The sequence below is a fragment of the Agromyces mariniharenae genome, from assembly GCF_008122505.1.
GTDB classification, from domain to species: domain Bacteria; phylum Actinomycetota; class Actinomycetes; order Actinomycetales; family Microbacteriaceae; genus Agromyces; species Agromyces mariniharenae.
In genome coordinates this window covers 1,142,501-1,161,336 of sequence record NZ_VSSB01000001.1, presented here as the reverse complement: position 1 = coordinate 1,161,336, position 18,836 = coordinate 1,142,501, and the positions used below count along the sequence as shown (strand labels likewise).

16 protein-coding genes are annotated in these 18,836 nt (G+C 72.5%); 13 read left to right on the top strand and 3 right to left on the bottom strand.

The window, feature by feature from the left end; all coding sequences use genetic code 11:
• The first annotated feature begins 95 nt into the window (after window positions 1-95).
• Complete coding sequence (locus FYC51_RS05350) at window positions 96-1,079, top strand: aldo/keto reductase (protein ID WP_238476224.1); 984 nt, start codon at window positions 96-98, stop codon at window positions 1,077-1,079.
• Between the two features lie 88 nt (window positions 1,080-1,167).
• Here the strand turns inward: FYC51_RS05350 and FYC51_RS05345 are convergent, their stop codons facing one another.
• On the bottom strand, window positions 1,168-1,452 hold the full coding sequence (locus FYC51_RS05345) for a hypothetical protein (protein ID WP_148732600.1): 285 nt from the start codon (window positions 1,450-1,452) through the stop codon (window positions 1,168-1,170).
• Window positions 1,453-1,665: 213 nt separating this feature from the next.
• Here FYC51_RS05345 and FYC51_RS05340 point away from each other — a divergent pair, with 213 nt between their 5' ends.
• The 3 genes from FYC51_RS05340 to FYC51_RS05330 all read left to right on the top strand — a co-directional run bounded on the left by FYC51_RS05340 (window position 1,666) and on the right by FYC51_RS05330 (window position 5,322).
• A complete protein-coding gene (locus tag FYC51_RS05340; RefSeq protein WP_148732599.1) occupies window positions 1,666-3,540 on the top strand; it encodes a DEAD/DEAH box helicase in 1,875 nt (624 codons plus the stop codon).
• Window positions 3,541-3,663: 123 nt separating this feature from the next.
• Complete coding sequence (locus FYC51_RS05335; protein WP_148732598.1) at window positions 3,664-4,227, top strand: hypothetical protein; 564 nt, start codon at window positions 3,664-3,666, stop codon at window positions 4,225-4,227.
• Window positions 4,228-4,377: 150 nt separating this feature from the next.
• Window positions 4,378-5,322 (top strand): phosphodiesterase, encoded by a 945-nt coding sequence (locus FYC51_RS05330; protein ID WP_148732597.1) that lies wholly within the window; start codon window positions 4,378-4,380, stop codon window positions 5,320-5,322.
• Window positions 5,323-5,551: 229 nt separating this feature from the next.
• Here FYC51_RS05330 and FYC51_RS19140 read toward each other — a convergent pair whose 3' ends face one another.
• Both FYC51_RS19140 and FYC51_RS05320 read right to left on the bottom strand, forming a co-directional pair.
• A complete protein-coding gene (locus FYC51_RS19140) occupies window positions 5,552-6,319 on the bottom strand; it encodes a hypothetical protein (protein ID WP_187432504.1) in 768 nt (255 codons plus the stop codon).
• Between the two features lie 491 nt (window positions 6,320-6,810).
• Complete coding sequence (locus FYC51_RS05320; RefSeq protein WP_238476343.1) at window positions 6,811-8,382, bottom strand: stealth family protein; 1,572 nt, start codon at window positions 8,380-8,382, stop codon at window positions 6,811-6,813.
• Between the two features lie 366 nt (window positions 8,383-8,748).
• On the opposite strand from FYC51_RS05320, the gene msuE reads away from it, so the two are divergent.
• From msuE to FYC51_RS05275, 9 genes are all read left to right on the top strand, one after another.
• Window positions 8,749-9,339, top strand: coding sequence for an FMN reductase (gene msuE, locus FYC51_RS05315; RefSeq protein ID WP_148732596.1), 591 nt, complete (start codon window positions 8,749-8,751; stop codon window positions 9,337-9,339).
• A gap of 208 nt (window positions 9,340-9,547) precedes the next feature.
• Window positions 9,548-11,002: an NtaA/DmoA family FMN-dependent monooxygenase gene (locus FYC51_RS05310; RefSeq protein ID WP_148732595.1), complete on the top strand. Its 1,455-nt coding sequence runs from the start codon at window positions 9,548-9,550 to the stop codon at window positions 11,000-11,002.
• Window positions 11,003-11,069: 67 nt separating this feature from the next.
• Window positions 11,070-12,704 (top strand): TIGR04028 family ABC transporter substrate-binding protein, encoded by a 1,635-nt coding sequence (locus FYC51_RS05305; protein ID WP_148732594.1) that lies wholly within the window; start codon window positions 11,070-11,072, stop codon window positions 12,702-12,704.
• A gap of 171 nt (window positions 12,705-12,875) precedes the next feature.
• Window positions 12,876-13,814 (top strand): ABC transporter permease, encoded by a 939-nt coding sequence (locus tag FYC51_RS05300; protein ID WP_148732593.1) that lies wholly within the window; start codon window positions 12,876-12,878, stop codon window positions 13,812-13,814.
• Window positions 13,811-14,755 carry an ABC transporter permease gene (locus tag FYC51_RS05295; protein ID WP_148732592.1) on the top strand — a complete coding sequence of 315 codons (945 nt, stop codon included), beginning with the start codon at window positions 13,811-13,813 and terminating at the stop codon, window positions 14,753-14,755. Before FYC51_RS05300 ends, FYC51_RS05295 begins: the two co-directional genes overlap by 4 nt.
• The gene (locus tag FYC51_RS05290) at window positions 14,752-16,386 is read left to right on the top strand and encodes a dipeptide ABC transporter ATP-binding protein (protein WP_148732591.1); all 1,635 of its coding nucleotides are present in this window, start codon (window positions 14,752-14,754) and stop codon (window positions 16,384-16,386) included. Before FYC51_RS05295 ends, FYC51_RS05290 begins: the two co-directional genes overlap by 4 nt.
• Window positions 16,383-17,402 (top strand): putative FMN-dependent luciferase-like monooxygenase, encoded by a 1,020-nt coding sequence (locus FYC51_RS05285; protein WP_148732590.1) that lies wholly within the window; start codon window positions 16,383-16,385, stop codon window positions 17,400-17,402. The genes FYC51_RS05290 and FYC51_RS05285 overlap by 4 nt, the downstream gene beginning before the upstream one ends.
• 28 nt (window positions 17,403-17,430) lie before the next feature.
• Window positions 17,431-18,027 (top strand): CMD domain protein, encoded by a 597-nt coding sequence (locus FYC51_RS05280; protein ID WP_148732589.1) that lies wholly within the window; start codon window positions 17,431-17,433, stop codon window positions 18,025-18,027.
• Window positions 18,024-18,707, top strand: coding sequence for an alkylhydroperoxidase domain protein (locus FYC51_RS05275; RefSeq protein WP_148732587.1), 684 nt, complete (start codon window positions 18,024-18,026; stop codon window positions 18,705-18,707). Before FYC51_RS05280 ends, FYC51_RS05275 begins: the two co-directional genes overlap by 4 nt.
• Window positions 18,708-18,836: the final 129 nt, after the last annotated feature.

Here is an 18,836-nt window from a genome sequence, read left to right as displayed (position 1 = left end):
GGCCGGCCCCCTCGGCGTACCGTGACGTGATCGAAGCCGAGCGGATGCCGCGACGGGTCGATGTACCAGGTCCACGGCGCGTAGGCTCACGCCTCGTGAACGATCGAACCACCGCCGCGCCCGCGCTCGCCCCGCTCGGCCTCGGCCTGGCCGCGATCGGCCGCCCCGCCTACATCACCACGGGGCGCGACGCCGACCTGGACGACGACCGCAGCGTCGGGGCGATGCGCGGGCGCGCGCACGACCTGCTCGATGCGGCGTGGGCGCGCGGCATCCGCTTCTTCGATGCGGCGCGGTCGTACGGGCGGGCCGAGGAGTTCCTCGGGTCGTGGCTCGCCGCGCATCCGGAGCGCCGCCCGGAGCTCACGATCGAGTCGAAGTGGGGCTACGCCTACGTGGGCGGCTGGCGCATGGACGCCGAGGTGCACGAGCGCAAGGAGCACTCGCTCGGGATGCTCGAGCGGCAGTGGCCCGAGACGCTCGCGGCGCTCGGCGGCCCGCCCGACGTGTACCTCGTGCACTCGCTCACGCCCGACAGCCCGGCGCTCTCCGACGCGGCGCTGCTCGATCGCCTGCGAGAGCTCGCGGCATCCGGCGTGCGCATCGGCGTCTCGACGAGCGGGCCGGGACAGGGCGACGCGCTCGACGCGGCGCGGACGCTGCCCGACTCGCCGTTCACGGCCGTGCAGGCGACGTGGAACCTGCTCGAGCCGTCGGCCGCGCCGGCGCTCGCGCGGGCGCACGACGCCGGCTGGCTCGTCGTCGTCAAGGAGGCGGTCGCGAACGGGCGGCTCACTCCCGGGGGCGACGAGCCTCGCGCGGCCGCGCTCGCTGCCGCCGACGGGCAGGCGCTCGACGCCTTCGCGATCGGCGTCGCCCGCGCGCAGCCGTGGGGCGACGTGGTGCTCTCGGGCGCGGTCACGGCCGAGCAGCTCGGGTCGAACCTCGCGTCGATCCTCGCGTCGCGAGCGCCGAGCGCCACGGATGCCGCGACCGCCGCGGCATCCGCCGAGCTGGCCGCCCTCGCCGAGGACCCGGCCGCCTACTGGGCCGCCCGCAGCGCCCGCCCCTGGACGTGACGGGGCGCGTGACGACGGCGCCCCGCCGAAGCGGAGCGCCGTCGCGGTGGCGCGGTCCGATCTGCGGCAGGGCGCCGGACCGGTCGGGTCACACCTGCGGCAGGATGTCGAACGCCACGCGGCCGTCCTCGTCCACCCGTGCGTCGAGCGTCTTGTCGTCGAGCGCGGTGGTCGCGCTCTCGTCGAGGTAGACGCGGGCATTGCCCTGCTCGACGATGGCGTCGCGCGGCTTGGGCAGCGGCACGATCGACACGCCGAAGTCCGTGGCATCCGGGTTCTCGGCCTCGATCCGCAGTCCGGCCCGCTCGGTCTCGTCATTGCGGCGCACGATCTCCTCGACGACGGTGGTGGCGGTGTCGGTCAGGGTGAGCATCGTTCCTCCTTCGATCACGAATGGTCCACCATTCCGGATGCCGCGGGTGCCCGCCACCCCTTGCGATCGATGAGCGGATGCCGCACACTTGGCGACCCTCGGCGGGTCGCTTCGCCCGCCGCTGCCGGCTCCGGTCGTCGGCCGGCCGCCGCCCGTGACGCCTCCCAGCCGCCGCCCCGTGACGCCTCCCAGCCGCGCGGACTACCCTGAAGCGTGACTTCAGGCGACGCCCCGGTCGAGGTCGAGGCTCCGGAGGAGCCCGCCACGACGTTCTCCGACCTCGGGCTCGAGGGCCCGGTGCTCAAGGCGCTCGACGACGTCGGCTACGAGACGCCCTCCGCGATCCAGGCCGCGACCATCCCGACGCTGCTCGACGGTCGCGACGTCGTGGGCCTCGCACAGACCGGCACCGGCAAGACCGCCGCGTTCGCGCTGCCGATCCTCGCGCGGCTCGACCTGTCGCAGAAGACCCCGCAGGCGCTCGTGCTCGCGCCGACCCGCGAGCTCGCCCTCCAGGTCTGCGAGGCGTTCGAGCGCTACGCCGCGCACCTGCGCGACGTGCACATCCTGCCGGTCTACGGCGGGCAGGGCTACGGCGTGCAGCTGTCGGCCCTGCGTCGCGGCGTGCACATCGTCGTCGGCACGCCCGGTCGCATCATGGACCACCTCGACAAGGGCACGCTCGACCTCTCGGAGCTGAAGTACCTCGTGCTCGACGAGGCCGACGAGATGCTGAAGATGGGCTTCGCCGAGGACGTCGAGACGATCCTCGCCGACACGCCCGACGACAAGCAGGTCGCCCTCTTCTCCGCGACGATGCCGGCCGCCATCCGCCGCATGTCGAAGCAGTACCTGCACGACCCCGCCGAGATCACGGTCAAGGCGAAGACGCAGACGTCGGCGAACATCACGCAGCGCTACCTCGTGGTCTCGTACGCGCAGAAGGTCGACGCCCTCACGCGCCTCCTCGAGACCGAGAACTTCGAGGGCATGATCGTGTTCGTCCGCACGAAGAACGTCACCGAGGAACTGGCCGAGCGGCTGCGCGCCCGCGGCTTCTCGGCTGCCGCGATCAACGGCGACATCAACCAGGTGCAGCGCGAGCGCACGGTCAACCAGCTGAAGTCGGGCAAGCTCGACATCCTGGTCGCCACGGATGTCGCGGCGCGCGGCCTCGACGTCGAGCGCATCAGCCACGTGGTGAACTTCGACATCCCCACCGACAGCGAGCCCTACGTGCACCGCATCGGCCGCACCGGACGCGCCGGCCGCACGGGCGACGCGATCAGCTTCGTGACCCCGCGCGAGCGCGGGCTGCTCGCCCGCATCGAGAAGGCCACGCGCCAGCCGCTCGTGCAGATGCAGCTGCCGAGCGTCGACGAGGTCAACGTCACCCGGCTCGCGCGATTCGACGACCGCATCAGCGAGGCGCTCGCGGCATCCGATCGCATCGAGGGCTTCCGCGACATCATCGCCCACTACGTGCGGCACCATGACGTGCCCGAGGTCGACGTGGCCGCTGCGCTCGCCGTCGTCGCCCAGGGCGAGACGCCGCTGCTCATGGAGCCCGAGCCCGAGCGCCCGGCCCGGGCCGAGCGCGGCCCCCGACGGGATCGCGACGACCGGTACGACCGTGACGACCGCGGTGGCCGTGGCGATCGCCGCGACCGCGACGACCGCGGCGGTCGCTACGACGACGAGCGGGACGGCGGCGGTCGCCGGCGTCGCGGCGGCGACGCGAACCTGGCGACGTACCGCATCGCGGTCGGCCGCCGGCACAAGGTCGAGCCCCGCCAGATCGTCGGGGCGCTCGCGAACGAGGGCGGCCTCAGCCGCGAGGACTTCGGCGCGATCCAGATCCGGCCCGAGTTCTCGCTCGTCGAGCTCCCGGCCGACCTCTCGCGCGAGACCCTCGAACGGCTCGACGGCACGCGCATCTCGGGCCGGCTCATCGAGCTGCGCCTCGACACCGGCGGTCCGCGCCGCCGCCGCGAGGCGGATGGTCGGCCGACCGGCGCCCGGCGCCGCGATGCGGACTCCGGAGCGCCGACCGACAAGCCGTACCGGAAGCCGCGTCACCGCTCCTGACGCCTCGCTCCATTACCACGCGTCCGGCCCGAGTGGAGTCATCCACGCCGTCCGCCTATCCTCGTATGGGCGCTGTCCCCCGAACGGGGCAGCGCGCCGCACGTGGCAGGGGGAGGTGGACGCATGACCGACGGGCAGCAACAACCCGATGAGCCGATGCGCCGACCTCGCGGACGGCACGCGCGGCGTCCCGCGCCGGTGGCGGGCGACGGCTGGCGCGCGAAGGTCGCAGCGGTCGCAGCGCCCGTCGTGGCATCCGTCGAACCCCGTGTCGCGACCGCGGCGGCGTGGCTGTTCGAGCGGCGACTGCACGTGCTCGTGATCTCCGCGACCGCGGCCACCGCCATCATGATCGGCGGCGCGGTGGCGCTCATCTCCATCGCGCGCGGCGGCGTGGCACCCGACGACGAGGTGGCCAACGTGGTCGAGGGCGTGCGGCCGACGTCGACCGAGCCGGGTGAGCCGGGCTCGTACGCGCCCATCCTGCCGAGCCCGAAGCCGCAGCAGCACCTCGGCCCGTCGACGCCGGGACCCACCGCAGTGCCCGAGCCGGGCGCCGGCGACGATCCGACGGTCGACGAGTCGACCGTCGAGGAGCCCGTCGAGCCGTCGACGGAGCCCGAGCCCTCCGACACGCGCGGCAACCCGAACGCCCCCGGCCAGACGAAGAAGCCCGTCAAGCCCTGACACCGGTCCGGCCCGATGCGACTGCGGCCGGGTCGGACGGTTTCGGCTTCATCACACTCCCCGTTCATGGCGCGTTCAGATTCGGGTGTTCGGGTAGGTTGAGCGCGACGTCCAGCGTTGCGCGTCACCACCGAACGATGGGAACCCCCAGTGACCATTCGCACGGCCGAGTACCCCCGGCCGGACCATTTCCTCCTCCACATCAGCGACACGCACCTGCTCGCCGGCGGAGGCCGCCTCTATGACCGGGTCGCGAGCGAGCAGCACCTGCTGGCGCTCTTCGAGGAGTTCGAGGCATCCGGCGGCCGGCCCGAGGCGATCGTGTTCACGGGCGATCTCGCCGACCTCGGCGAATCCGACGCGTACGATCGGCTGCGCCGCATCGTCGACCCCGTGGCCGAGCGGATCGGCGCGCAGGTGATCTGGGTCATGGGCAACCACGACGACCGCACGGCGTTCCGCCGCGGCCTGCTCGACGACCACGTCGGCGGCTCCCGCCCGGTCGACCGCGTCGACGACGTGAACGGGCTGCGGGTCATCACCCTCGACTCGACCGTGCCCGGGCACCACCACGGCGAGGTGACGCCCGAACAGCTCGACTGGCTCGCCGAGGAACTCTCGATCCCGGCACCGCACGGCACGATCCTCGCGATGCACCACCCGCCCGTGCCGAGCGTGCTCGACCTCGCGGTGTCGGTGGAGCTGCGCGACCAGGCCGGCCTCGCGGAGGTCGTCGAGGGCAGCGACATCCGCTCGATCATCGCCGGTCACCTGCATTACTCGTCGACGGCGACGTTCGCGGGCGTGCCCGTGTCGGTCGCGTCGGCGAGCTGCTACACGCAGGACCTCAACGTGCCCGTGGGCGGCACGCGCGGCCGCGACGGCGCCCGGGCGTTCAACCTCGTGCACGTGTACCCGTCGACCGTGCTGCACTCGGTCGTGCCGCTCGGGTCGTTCCCCGCGCTCGACTGGATCGACGCCGCCGAGAGCGCCCGGCGCCTGGCCGCCGACGGCATCGTGATCGCGGATGCCGCGACCCCCGCGGCCCCGAAGGAGCCCCCGTTCACCATGCCGATCCCGGTGCTCGCGGGCTGACCTCGCGAGGGCGCCGTGCCTGCGCGACGCCACGCCCGCGCGACGCCGCGCCCGCGCGACGCCGCTCCCGCGCGACGGCGCGCCCGCTGCGCCCGCGCGACGGCGCTCCCGCCGCGCCCGCGCGATCGCGGTGGAATCCCGTTCGTGCGCTGGAATCCCGTTCGTGCGGGATTCCACTGCGCAAGCGGGATTCCGCTGCACGAGTGGGATCTTCGCGGGGCGCGCGGCTTCAGATGAGGATGACCCGCCGTCGGACCCGAGGCACGCCGAGTCGGACGAGGCGCGCTTCGACCGGTTGCTTGCCGAGCATCTCGTTCCAGTCCCATCGGTCGAATCCGGACACCCGGCGCCGGATCGCGTTCTCACGATCCTTCTCGGCGATGACCGCGTCGGCCGCCGCGCGGACGGCGCTCGCGGTCGTTCCCACGAGCCACCCGCCGCCGCGATACTTCCCTCGTCCATCTGCTTCGGCACCGACGTCCACCTCGGGCCAGTAGAAGTCGAGGAACGCCCGCTTCCCGAGTTCTGCCAACCAGAGCTCGTGCTGCAGTTCCGGTGCGGCGAATCCGAGTTCTTCGATGAGCAGGCGGCTGCCGGTCTCGAGGGGAGTCTCGGACAGGGAGGTCGTCCGAGCGAGCACCGCGTCCGCGCGTCGACTGCGCGGATAGGGCTTCAATCGCTCGTGCTCCGAGCGGAGGTGTTCGAGCGTGGTCAGCGGTGCAGCGCCGCCGAAGCGCGGGACGTGCAGCGCGGCATCCGTCGCCGTGAGCGCCGCGACCAGCGGGGCGTGACGAGCGAGTTGGAGCAGGGTGTACTCGACGGAGGTCACGAGGCAGCCGTCGATGGCCGTGAGGCCGACGGTGCTGGTCTGCGCGACCTCGACCACGCCGGCACGGCGTCGGCCGTGCGCGCCTCGTGACACGGTGTAGACCTCGGCGGGCCATTCCCCGATGATCGGGAGGTCGAGCAGCGCCGCGGCAGAGTAGCTCGTGAACACCGGATCGCGGAACGTCCGGGCGACCGCGTGGACTCGCGAGAGATGGGCGAGGCGGTCGGCCCGGTCGCCGGGGTCGAGGGTTTCGGACCCGGACGCAGACGGCGTCGCGCGGTAGACGCCGCGCCGAACGGATTCGAGTTCCCCGCGTGCGACGGCGGCGCGCAATTCGCCGAGGCTTCCACGTGCTCGTGCGTCCGCGACACGGACGAGGCCATGCTGATCGAGTGGAAGCGCGTGCGGCATCCCAGGAGCATGACCCGCAGCACGCCGCAAGGCCGCGCGACGGACCGCTGTGGTGCACGCGCTGCGCCCACGCGACCGTGTGGAGGATGGGTCGCCCGCGCTCCGGACGTGGCGAGTCGGCGGCGGGTCGGCGGCGGATCGGCGGCGGAATCCCGATCCCGCGCTGGGAGTCCCGCTCGAACGGGATTCCAGCGTACGTACGGGATTCCGGCAGTCTCGCGGGCGTGCGGGGGCGGGGGCGAGAGCGGCTACGCCGTGAGCTCCGGCACGTCGGGCGCGGCATCCGCCGGCTTCTCCCAGGGGGCCGGGAACGGGAAGTAGCGCTCGAGGAAGTCGATGACGGCCGCGGTGCGCTCCTCGACCGGGATCTCGGGGAAGCTGCCGTCGTTGAGGCAGAACATGTCCATGTCGCGCCGCTTCAGCAGCCGCCGCATCGCGGGCAGCGCGCGCTTCAGCGTCGTCTCGACGTACTTCACGCGCGCGTCGGTCTGCACGACCGCGCGGCCCGTGAGCAGCGCGAAGTAGTGGTACAGCGAGTTCGTGACCGAGATGTCGGTCGCGGCGCGGAACCGGCTGGCGGCGGTGCGTCGGAAGTCCTCGGGGAACGCCGCCTCGAGGTCGGCCATGACGCTCCTGCGCAGCGGCGCAGCGCAGTGCTCGAGGTGCCGGGTCGTGACCTTGCCGAAGCGCTCGCGCAGCAACGCGCGGTTCACGCGGGCGGCGTTCTCGAAGCCGCTGCGGGCGGGGTCGGTGTCGCCGAGCCCGATGCGGGTGGTGGCCTCGACGAACTTCGTGATGCCGCCGGGCGAGAAGAACAGGTCGGGTGACACGGGGCGGCCGAAGAACATGTCGTCGTTCGAGTACAGGAAGTGCTCGGTGAGCCCCTCGATGCGGTGCAGCTGACTCTCGACGGCGTGCGAGTTGTGCGTCGGCAGCACCGACGTGTCGGCGAACATCTGCTCGCTGCGCACGATGGTGACCTTCGGATGCCGCGCCAGCCAGCTCGGGGCGGGGGAGTCGGTCGCGATGAAGATGCGCCGCACCCACGGGGCGAACAGGTGCACCGACCGCAGCGCGTACTTGAGCTCGTCGATCTGGCGGTATCGCGCCTCGGAGTCGTCGCCCTCGCCGACCACGTAGCTCTGCATGCGCTTCGCCCGCTCGCGGATGAACTCGTCGCTCGAGCCGTCGACCCAGGAGAACACCATGTCGATGTCGAAGTCGACGTCGCTCGCGAGCGGCGCGAACATGTGCTCGAGCGTCGGCCAGTCCCGCCCGTGCAGGTGCACCGTGTCGTCGACCGCCTCCGAGCGCGGCATGGTGCGGCGCATGAGCGCGTTCTCCACCGGCGCCTCGATGGTGTCCTCGCCGAACCGCCAGAGCTCGAGCTGCACTCCGGTCGCGCTTCCGTAGCGCAGGCGACCGACGGGTTCGACGCGCGGTCGGTACAGGCGGAGGATGCTCGCCTTGCGGTGCGCCGACAGCGTGCCGTCGGCGAGCAGCACCGGGTCGGCGTCGGCGATGCGCTCGGGCGCGATGGTCGCGGCGTAGAACGGCTCGTTCGCGAACGCCCCGGCGAACGCCCGGGCCACGGCCTTGCGGTCGGCCCGGTCGACCGCGATCACGAGCCGCTCGTCGTTGCCGCGGACGAGCAGGTACCCGATGCCGGCCGCGTCGAGCGCATCAGCGACCGCGAGCAGGTCCTCGACCATCGACTCCTTCGGCGTCATGTGCCCGTTGCGCAGCGCGTATTGGCCCTTGCGCAGCACGAGGTCGTCGCGATCGAACCGCGCGGTGCGCGGCGAGGACGCCACGAGCACGAGCTCCGAGGCATCCGCCAGCCGCACCTGCGGCGAGGTCGGCCCGCGTCGCGCGAACGAATTCCCGGAGTGGTCGAGGTGGTCGGTGGATCGATCGCGGTCGGGACTCGTCACGGACGGAAGGCCTCCAGGGGTCGACGGATCGCACGGAATCGTGCGGGGGATGCCTCGATCCTACCGAGCGCGCGGCCGGTGACGATCGGCTTGACACCGGGACGGGCGGCGTGTGTCCGCGCGGCGCCCGCACGGCGGCCCCGGCGCCGGTGGGTGTCGCCGGATGACGCCGCGTTGACGCATGTGACGGTGGGTGCCGTCGCGTGACGGCGCCGGCTCGCGGCGTCCGATCGCCCTGCCTAGCCTCGGCCCATGTCGCGTTCCGTCTCGCTCGTCGCCGTTTCGGGCAGCCTGCACAGCCCGTCCAAGACCACCGTGCTCGTCGGCGAGATCCTCGCCGAGTTCGCCGAGGGCCTGCGCGCGGGCGGCATCGACGTGGAGACGCATCTCATCGAGCTCGGCGGGATCGGCCGCGACTTCTCCGGTGCGCTGCGCCGGGACGAGCTGAGCCCGCCGGCGGAGGACGCGCTTCGGCGTATCGAGTCCGCGACGCTGCTCATCGTCGGCAGCCCGGTGTACCGGGCGAGCTTCACGGGACTGTTCAAGCACGTGTTCGACTTCGTCGGCCAGTATTCGCTCATCGACAAGCCCGTGCTGTTGGCCGCGACCGGCGGCAGCGACCGCCACGCGCTCATCATCGAGCACCAGTTCCGTCCGCTCTTCTCGTTCTTCCAAGCGCTGACGCTGCCGATCGGCGTGTACGCGTCCGATGCCGACTTCGTCGACTACCGCATCGCGTCGAAGTCGCTGCGCGGGCGCCTCGAGCAGGCGGTCAGCCGCGGCCTCCCCGTCGTGCGCGGCACGCTGCCCGACGCAGTGTCGGCGTACGTCGCCACCTGGTGAGCCGCGAACGGACCCCTCCGTCCTCAGGCCGGTCGTCGCGCGGGGCGATGCGCGACGCACCGTCCGACGCCCTCGTGCAACCGTGCCCTCCCAGGGGTGACGTCCGATGACGCACGGTGTCGGCGTGTGGCACCCGGTTCCACCGTGTGACGGGTGCCCTCGCGGCATCCGTTCGCCCTCTCTAGCGTCGGCCCTCGGAGGTCCTAACATGACTCGACTCATCATCGGCGCCATGGTCCGCGCGATCGGCGCGTACCCCTCAGGCTGGCGCCACCCCGGCGCGCACCGCGACCCGCGCGGCGACGCCGCGGTGCTGCGACGCGCGGCCGAGGTCGCCGAGGCGGCCCGGCTCGACTACCTGTTCTTCGGCGACTGGCTCGCGACCGGCCACGACCTGGAGTTCCGCGACCCCTACCTCGTCGCGCGCATCGACCCGATCTCGGCGGTCACGTACCTGGCCGGCATCACGAGCCGGATCGGGCTCATCGCCACCGCCAACACGACGTACGCCGACCCCTACACGCTGGCGCGGGCCACGGCGTCGATCGACCTGCTCTCGGGCGGGCGTGCGGGCCTCAACCTCGTCACGGGCGCCGAGCCGCGCGCCGCCGGCAACCACGGCCGCGACCACCACCAGGCGAACGACACGCGCTACGACCGAGCTGTCGAGTTCGAGTTCGTGCTGCGCCGCCTGTGGGACTCGTTCGAGGACGACGCGATCGTGGCGGATGCCGCGTCGGGCGTGTACCTCGACCCCTCGCGCCTGCACGCTACCGACTTCCACGGTGCGCATCTCAGCGTGACCGGGCCGCTCAACGTCGCCCGGCCGGTGCAGGGACACCTCCCGATCGTGCACGCCGGCACGTCGCCGCGCTCGCGCCTGTTCGCCGCGCAGAACGCCGACCTCGCCCTCGTCGCGGTGTCGGGCCTCGAGCACGGCATCGCCATCCGCGAGGAGCTGCGCGCGCTCGCGTTCGAGTCGGGTCGCGACGACCGAACGCTCAAGGTGATCGCGCCGGTGCTGCCGATCGTCGGTGAGACGCGCGAGCATGCGCAGGCCATCGCCGACGAGCTCAGCGAGCTGCTGCAGATCGCCGAGGACTGGCCCGACGGACCGCCCGAGGCGTTCCCCGCGAACCGCTCGCTCGCGCAGCTCTCGGTGCTCCTCGGCGTCGACGTGTCGGGGCTCTCGCCCGACCGCGCCGTGACCCCGTCGCTCGTGGCGCAGTTCAGCGCCGCCGGACAGGAGCTCGTCGAGATCGTCGCGGAGCGCACCGGTCGCAGCCCGGCGGGGGAGCGGCCGTCGACCCTGCGGCACCTCGTCGTCGCGGCATCCGTCAACGCGTCGATGGTCGTCGGCACGGCCGCCGAGATCGCCGAGGAGTTCCAGACGTGGGCCGAGGCCGGCGCCGTCGACGGGTTCAACGTGCTGTCGGCGGTGCAGCCCGCGCAGTTCGAGGCGTTCGCGCTCGGGGTCGTGCCCGAGCTGCAGCGACGCGGCGTCTTCCCGACCGAGTACGAGGGCTCGACCCTGCGCGAGCACCTCGGGCTGCCCCGTCCCGACAACGTGCATGTTGCCCACGGTGACGTGCGATTGCAGCCCGTGACCGGCCGTGACGGCTCGCGTCGCCGGGCGGTTGAGCGCTCCGCGCGGCATCCGTAGCTTCGACGACCAACCCCCACCCGGGGCCGCCCTGCACCGTTCCCGACCGAAGGAAATGATCACCGAGATGTCCACGCCACGCATCACCCGCCTCGCCCTCGCGAGCACGGCCGCGCTCGCCGCAGCGGCCCTGCTCGCCTCGTGCGCCGGCCAGGCCCAGTCGACGGATGCCGCAGCCGGCGATCCCGTCGAGGGCGGCACGCTCACCTACCTCGAGCACCAGGCCTACACCACGCTCTACCCGCCGCAGGCCGGCTTCTACCCGAACGGCGGACTCGTCAACAACCTCACCGCCCGCCTCACGTGGCAGGACCCCGACTCGCTCGAGATCGAGCCCTGGGTCGCCACCGAGTGGACGGTCAACGCGGATGCCACGGAGTACACGTTCGACCTGCGCGACGACGTGACGTTCTCCGACGGCACCCCCCTCGACGCCGCCGCCGTCGCGAAGAACTTCGACACCTACGGCCTCGGCAACACCGAGCTGGGTCTCACGATCTCGGAGGCGATCAACAACTACGCCTCGAGCGAGGTCGTCGACGCGGACACCGTGACCTTCCGGTTCTCGGCGCCCGCTCCCGGCTTCCTGCAGGCCACCTCGACGATCAACTCGGGCCTCGTCTCGCCGGCCACCCTCGACCGCAAGCTCGAGGACTGGGGCGCGGGCAACGCCGCCGAGATCGTCGGCAGCGGCGCGTTCGTCGCGACCCGGGAGGAGATCGGCACCTCGCTCCACCTCGAAGCGCGTGAGGACTACGACTGGGCGCCGCCGTCGTTCGAGCACCAGGGGCGTGCGTACCTGGACGCGATCGACGTCGTCGTGACGCCCGAGGACAGCGTCCGCATCGGGTCGCTGCTCGCGGGCCAGGCGGACGTCATCCGCTACGTGCAGGCGTTCGACGAGGCGCAGGTCGAGGGAGCCGGCTTCGAGGTGATCGCCGCGCCGACCCGGGGCGTCAACAACTCGCTCGGCCTGCGGTTCACGAACCCGCTGCTCAGCGACCTCCGCGTGCGGCAGGCGCTCGTGCACGGCGTCGACGCGCAGGAGGTCGTCGACACGATCTTCACCGAGAACTACCCGGTCGCCACGTCGGAGCTCGCCGCCACCGCGAAGGGCTACACGGATGAGTCCGAGGGGCTCGAGTACGACCCCGAGCTGTCGGCCGAGCTCCTCGACGAGGCCGGCTGGACCGTGGGCGCCGACGGCATCCGCGAGCAGGACGGGCAGCGTCTGTCGCTCACGGTCTACGAGGCGAAGCCGCAGCCGCTCTCGAAGCAGACGCTCGAGCTCGTCGCGCAGCAGCTGAAGGAGATCGGCGTCGAGCTCACCGTGAAGGCCGCCGACTCGGGCAGCTACGCCGAGGACATCCTCGACCCGCTGAAGACCCCGCTCTACCACTCGATGGTCGGACGCGCCGACAACGACGTGATCAAGAGCCAGTACCACACGAAGAACCGCAACACGCTGCTCTCGGACGACGCCGAGCTCGACCGCCTGCTCGAGGCCGTGGCCTCCGAGCCCGACCCCGCGAAGCGCGACGAGGCCTCGGCCGCCGTGCAGGACCACCTCACCGAGCAGGCCTACGTGATCCCGCTGTTCGAGGAGCCGCAGGTCTACGGCGCGGCGACGTACGTGCACGGATTCCGCACGGAGTCGGTCGCGCGGCCGCTGTTCTACGACACCTGGGTCGACGAGCAGTAGTCGCAGCCCCTCGCTGATCGAGTAGCGCCCGGCGGAGCCGGACGCGTATCGAGATCGGGTGACTGGATCTCGATACGCGTCGCCTGCGGCGGCGCTACTCGATCACCGGATGCCGTCGCCTGCGGCGGCGCTACTCGATCACCGGATGCCGATTCAGGAAGGAGCACCCCCATGGCGTACCTCGCCCGCCGCACCGGCCAGGCGCTCATCGTGCTCGCCGTCGCGTTCACGGCGACGTTCGTGCTGCTGCAGGCGCTGCCCGGCGACGCGATCCTCATCAAGTTCGAGAGCCCCGAGCTGGGACTCAGCCCCGACCAGATCGCCGACATCCGGGCCGCGTACGGCGCCGACAACTCGGTGATCGAGCAGTTCCTCCACACCCTGACCGGATTCGTCGTGGGCGACTTCGGCTACTCCGTGCAGTACGGCACGGCGGTGCACGAGCTCATCGGCGCGGCCCTTCCCGGCACGCTCGCGCTCGCCGGGTTCGGCTTCCTCGTCGCCGTCGTCATCGCCGTCGGGCTCGCCGTGCTCTCGACGCTCGCGCCGTTCGCGTGGCTCCGCTCGTTCCTGCGCAGCCTGCCCGGCCTGTTCGTGTCGGTGCCCGTGTTCTGGCTCGGCATCGTGCTCATCCAGGTGTTCTCGTTCCAGCTCCGGCTCGTACCCGTCATCGGCGCCGACCCGGTGCAGGGGCTCATCCTCCCGGTGCTCACGCTCGCGATCCCGATCTCGGCCCCGCTCGCGCAGGTGCTCGTGCGCTCGATCGACGAGGTGCAGCTCTCGCCGTTCGTCGCGGTCGTTCGCGCCAAGGGCGCGAGCCCGGCGCGGGTGCTGTGGCGGGACGTCGCGCGCAACGCGGTGCTGCCGACGATCACGATCGCGGGCGTGCTGATCGGCGAGCTCATCGGCGGGGCGGTCGTGACGGAGACCGTGTTCGGACGCGCCGGCATCGGCCGCCTCACCGAGGAGGCCGTGCGCAACCAGGACGTCGCCGTGCTCCAGGCCGTCGTCGTGCTCGCCGCACTCGTGTTCGTGGCGGTGAACCTCGTCGTCGACCTGGTGTACCCGGTGCTCGATCCCCGGCTGAAGCGGAAGGCGGTGGCGGCATGAGCGCACCGGTACAGGAGGTTCCCACCGGTGGTCGCGTAGCGCCGTCGCGGAGCGGCGACGCGTATCGAGACGCGGCTTCCGGCGCCGGGTCGGGGCGTCTCGATACGCGTCCGCCTTCGGCGGGCGCTACTCGACGAACGATTCGTCGTGCCCTCCGACGGCCTGATCTGGTCTTGGCGTGGGCCGTCATCGTGCTCACGGTCGCGTGGGCGATCGTGCCGTGGCTGTTCACCGCGGCCGACCCGCTCGCCGGCGTGCCCGCCGAGAAGCTGCAGGGGCCGAGCGCGGCGCATCCGTTCGGCACCGACGCGATCGGCCGCGACCTGTACGCGCGGGTCGTGTACGGCGCCGTGCACTCGCTCTCGGGCGCGTTCGTCGCCGTCACGGTGGGACTCGTCGGCGGCACGCTGCTCGGCGTGCTCGCCGGGTCGCTCGGCGGCGCGGTCGACGCCGTGATCGGTCGCGTCGTCGACGTGCTCCTCGCGATCCCGGCGCTGCTGCTCTCGCTGAGCATCATCATCCTGCTCGGCTTCGGCACGGTGAACGCCGCGATCGCCGTCGGCATCGGCTCGATCGCCGCGTTCGCGAGGCTCTCCCGATCGGAGGTCGTGCGCGTGCGCCAGGCCGACTTCGTCGAGGCCGCCTTCGGCTCGGGGGCGCGGATCCACACCGTGCTCTTCCGGCACGTGCTGCCGAACTCGCTCACCGCGGTGATCGCGCTCGCAGCGCTGCAGTTCGGCACCGCGATCCTCGCGATCTCGACGCTCGGGTTCCTCGGCTACGGCGCTCCGCCGCCCACGCCCGAGTGGGGCCTGCTCATCGCCGAGGGGCGCAACTACGTCGCGACGTCCTGGTGGCTCACCGTGCTGCCCGGCCTCGTCGTGGTCGTCGTCGTGCTCGCCGCCAACCGCATCAGCCACGCCCTCGGGAGGAACCGATGACCGCGCTCCTGGAGATCGAGCACCTCGACGTCGCCTACCGCACGTCGTCCGGCCCGAGCCGCGTCGTGCACGACGTGTCGTTCGACGTCGCCCGCGGCCAGGTCGTCGCGCTCGTGGGGGAGTCGGGGTCGGGCAAGACCACGACCGCGAGCGCGGTGCTCGGGCTGCTGCCGGCCGGCGGCACGATCGAGGGCGGAGCCATCCGGCTCTCGGGCACCGACATCTCGGGGTGGAGCGACCGCCGCCTGCAGGCCGTGCGCGGCGTGCGCATCGGCTACATCCCGCAGGACCCGGTCTCGTCGCTGAATCCCGTGCGCCCGATCGGCGTGCAGCTCGGGGAGGCGTTCCGCATCCACCGACGCGGCGATCGGCGCGACCTGCGTCGCCGCGTGCTCGAGCTGCTCGACCGCGTCGGCATCGACGATCCGGCGCTGCGGGCGCGCCAGTACCCGCACGAGCTCTCGGGCGGCATGCGCCAGCGCGTGCTCATCGCGTCGGCGGTCGCGCTCGAGCCCGAGCTCGTGATCGCCGACGAGCCGACGAGCGCGCTCGACGTGACCGTGCAGCGCCGCATCCTCGATCTCATCGACGAGCTGCGCCGGGAGCACGGCACCGCGGTGCTGCTCGTGACGCACGACCTGGGCGTCGCCGCCGAACGCGCCGAGCGAGTGGTCGTCATGCAGCACGGCCGCATCGTCGAGCAGGGGGTCACCGGGGCGCTCCTCGACGACCCGCGCGAGGCGTACACCCGCCGGCTCCTGGCCGACGCAACCGGCCTCGAGGAGCCCGAGTTCCGTCATCCGCGCCCGCCCGTCTACCTGCGCGACGCGAGTGTGGCGGCCGCCGAGAACCCGTTCGTGCTCGAGGCATCCGGGCTCGTGAAGACGTACGCGACCGGGCGCGGGGCCGAGCCGTTCCGCGCCGTCGACGACGTCTCGTTCAACATCGTGCGCGGTACGATGCACGCGATCGTCGGGGAATCGGGGTCGGGCAAGACGACCACGGCGCGCATCGTCACGCGGTTCGTCACTCCGGATGCCGGGACGGTACGCCTCGGCGACACCGACGTCACGGCGCTGAGCGGCGCCGCTCGGCGCGAGTTCCGCCGCCGCGTGCAGCTCGTCTACCAGAACCCGTTCGCGTCGCTGGACCCGCGGCACACCGTGGCCGACCTCGTGGCCGAGCCGCTGCGCAACTTCGGGATCGGCGACCGCCGCTCGCGTGCTGAGACCGCCCGGCGGCTCATCGACCGGGTCGCGCTGCCGGCGCACCTGGCCGGGCACCGGCCGCGCGAGCTCTCGGGCGGTCAGCGCCAGCGGGTCGCCATCGCCAGGGCGCTCGCGCTCGAGCCCGAGCTCGTCGTGCTCGACGAGGCCGTCTCCGCGCTCGACGTCACGGTGCAGGCCCGCATCCTCGAGCTGCTCGAGCAGCTGCAGGGGGAGCTCGGGCTCAGCTACCTCTTCATCTCGCACGACCTCGCGGTCGTCGCCCGCATCAGCCACTCCGTGTCGGTGATGCGTCGCGGCCGCGTCGTGGAGGCGGGGCCGACCGAGCAGGTGTTCCGGTCGCCCCAGCACGAGTACACCCGGGAGCTGCTCGACGCGGTTCCCCGACGGAAGGTCACGGCATGACGCGCATCGGATTCTTCACCCGGCTCCTCGACGACGCTCCGGCGGCCGAGCGGTACCGCATCGCGACCGAGCAGATCGTGCACGCCGAGCGGCACGGCTTCGACTCCGCGTGGGTGGCGCAGCATCACTTCCACGCGGCCGAGGGCGGGCTGCCGTCGCCGTTCGTGTTCCTCGCGCACGCGGCGGCGCAGACGAGCCGCATCCGGCTCGGCACGGGCGTCGTGACGCTGCCGCTCGAGGATCCGGTGCGGGTCGCCGAGGACGCCGTCGTGCTCGACCTGCTCTCGGGCGGCCGCGTCGAGCTGGGGGTCGGCTCGGGCTCCACGCCCGCGTCGTTCGTCGCGTTCGGCGAGCGCTCCGAGGACCGTGGGCGCGTGTTCGGCGAGAAGGTCGACGCGCTCGTCGCCGCACTCGCGGGCGGGGAGCTCGGGGACCCCGCCAACCACCTGCAGCCGCCGGGCCGCGACCTGCTCGGCCGCGTCTGGCAGGCGACGTTCTCGTCGTTCGGCGGCACGCGGGCCGGGCGCGCGGGTCACGGGCTCCTGCTCTCCCGCACCCAGCCGAGGCCGACGGATGCCCCGCGCCGCACGCTCTCGGAGCTGCAGCTGCCCATCATCGACGCCTATCGCGAGGCACTGCCGACGGGCGTACCGCCGCGGATCCTCGCGTCCCGCACGCTGTTCGTCGCGGACTCCCGCGAGGAGGCACGCCGCTGGGCCGAGCTCGGACTCCGGCGGGCCGCCGTCGGGTTCGCCCGCACCGGGCAGCCGCCGATCGGCGACACGCTCGACGAGCTCATCGCGACCTACGACACGCACGTCGGCACCCCCGTCGAGGTGATCGAGTCGCTCGCCCGCGACTCCGCCGCGGCCGAGGCGACCGAGGTGGCGTTCCAGGTGCACTCCGTCGATCCGCCGCACGAGCTCGTGCTCCGCTCGATCGAGCTCATCGCGAACGAGGTCGCTCCGGCGCTCGGCTGGGGGAGCCGGGCGCTCGCCGAGGCATCCGCCCGCTGACCCACCAACCAGACAGAAAGGAACCCCGATGACCGACATCATCGACCGGCTCGCCGGCGTACGACCCGGCGGGAGCGTGGACGCCCTGCGCCGCCACCGCCCCGCCACGCGCGACAACGCGCAGGCGAGTTACGACGCCCTGTTCACCGATCCCGACGAGCGGCACGCGAGCCTCGCCGAGCGCGCATCGGTCGCGCAGTTCGTCGCGATCCTGCACGACGACGAGGTGGCGGCCACCCACTACGGCGCGCTCACCCGCTCGGCGGGCGGCGACGCACTCGCCGACGCCGTGGCCGACGCGGCGACGGCCGCTCGCACCGAAGGACCATACGGCGAGTACCCCGCCGACGGGCCGCTCGCCGCGGAGAGCGTGCCCGGCCCGCGTCTCACGCTCGACGACGCGGCACGCGCCGTGCTCGGCGAGCGCCTCGCCGCGGCGCTCGGACACGCGCACCTGCTCGTCTTCCGCCCGCGTGAGTCGTCGGCCGTCGCCCTCGCAACGCTCGCCGACGCCGGCTGGTCGACCGACGGCATCGTCACCCTCTCCCAGCTCGTCTCGTTCCTCGCGTTCCAGCTGCGGGTCGCGGCCGGGCTCCGCCTGCTCACCACGAAGGACGCCGCATGACCGAGACGACCATCACGACCGACGCCGTCACGACCACGTCGACGGATGGCGCGGGCGACGCGCCCGTGCGCATCCTCGAGCATCCCGGGGCATCCGTGCCACTCGCCTTCACGCAGGACGAGCTCGGCTGGCTGCCCTGGCTGGAGCCCGCCGACGAGGCGACGCTCACCGAGCGCCAGTACGCCGGTCTCGTCGATCGCTCGCGCGTGAAGAGCGACTACTTCCGGCTGCTCGTGCGCGACCCCGACATCCTGCGGGCGCGCACGCTCACCGACAAGGACATCTTCTACAACGCCGCCGACGGGCTCGGTCGCGCCGAGCGGGAGCTCGCCGCCGCCGCGACGAGCCGGTTCAACGGCTGCATCTTCTGCGCGTCGGTGCACGCGCGGTTCGCGACGCACCACTCGAAGCGCCACGACGACGTGCAGCGGCTGCTCGACCTCGGGGTCGGCGCCGAGCAGGACGCCCTGTGGCGCGCCGTCGTCGACGCCGCGGTGGCCCTCGCGGCGACGCCGTCGCGGCTCGAGTCCGAGCACCTCGAGGCACTGCGGGACGCCGGGCTCGACGAGCAGGCGGTGTCCGACGTGATCCACTCGGCGGCGTTCTTCAACTGGGCGAACCGGCTGATGCTGTCGCTCGGGGAGCCCGAAGAGCCGCGGACCGGGGAGGCCGGGGGCTGATTCGGGGACATCGCTGCGTCTCGATACGCGTCCGGCTTCGCCGGGCGCTCCTCGACGACCGAGTACGACGCGCTGCGGCGGCTCCGTTACCGGATGTTGCGCGGCATGACACCGTGCGACGCCAACCGT

What these genes read in the sequence shown, in the direction of transcription:
- FYC51_RS05280 (WP_148732589.1), top strand. Translation starts at nt 17,431, where the DNA reads ATGACCGACATCATCGACCGGCTCGCCGGCGTACGACCCGGCGGGAGC.
- FYC51_RS05295 (WP_148732592.1), top strand. Translation starts at nt 13,811, where the DNA reads ATGAGCGCACCGGTACAGGAGGTTCCCACCGGTGGTCGCGTAGCGCCG.
- FYC51_RS05335 (WP_148732598.1), top strand. Translation starts at nt 3,664, where the DNA reads ATGACCGACGGGCAGCAACAACCCGATGAGCCGATGCGCCGACCTCGC.
- FYC51_RS05300 (WP_148732593.1), top strand. Translation starts at nt 12,876, where the DNA reads ATGGCGTACCTCGCCCGCCGCACCGGCCAGGCGCTCATCGTGCTCGCC.
- FYC51_RS05310 (WP_148732595.1), top strand. Translation starts at nt 9,548, where the DNA reads ATGACTCGACTCATCATCGGCGCCATGGTCCGCGCGATCGGCGCGTAC.
- FYC51_RS05275 (WP_148732587.1), top strand. Translation starts at nt 18,024, where the DNA reads ATGACCGAGACGACCATCACGACCGACGCCGTCACGACCACGTCGACG.
- msuE (WP_148732596.1), top strand. Translation starts at nt 8,749, where the DNA reads ATGTCGCGTTCCGTCTCGCTCGTCGCCGTTTCGGGCAGCCTGCACAGC.
- FYC51_RS05345 (WP_148732600.1), bottom strand. Translation starts at nt 1,452, where the DNA reads ATGCTCACCCTGACCGACACCGCCACCACCGTCGTCGAGGAGATCGTG.
- FYC51_RS05285 (WP_148732590.1), top strand. Translation starts at nt 16,383, where the DNA reads ATGACGCGCATCGGATTCTTCACCCGGCTCCTCGACGACGCTCCGGCG.
- FYC51_RS05290 (WP_148732591.1), top strand. Translation starts at nt 14,752, where the DNA reads ATGACCGCGCTCCTGGAGATCGAGCACCTCGACGTCGCCTACCGCACG.
- FYC51_RS05305 (WP_148732594.1), top strand. Translation starts at nt 11,070, where the DNA reads ATGTCCACGCCACGCATCACCCGCCTCGCCCTCGCGAGCACGGCCGCG.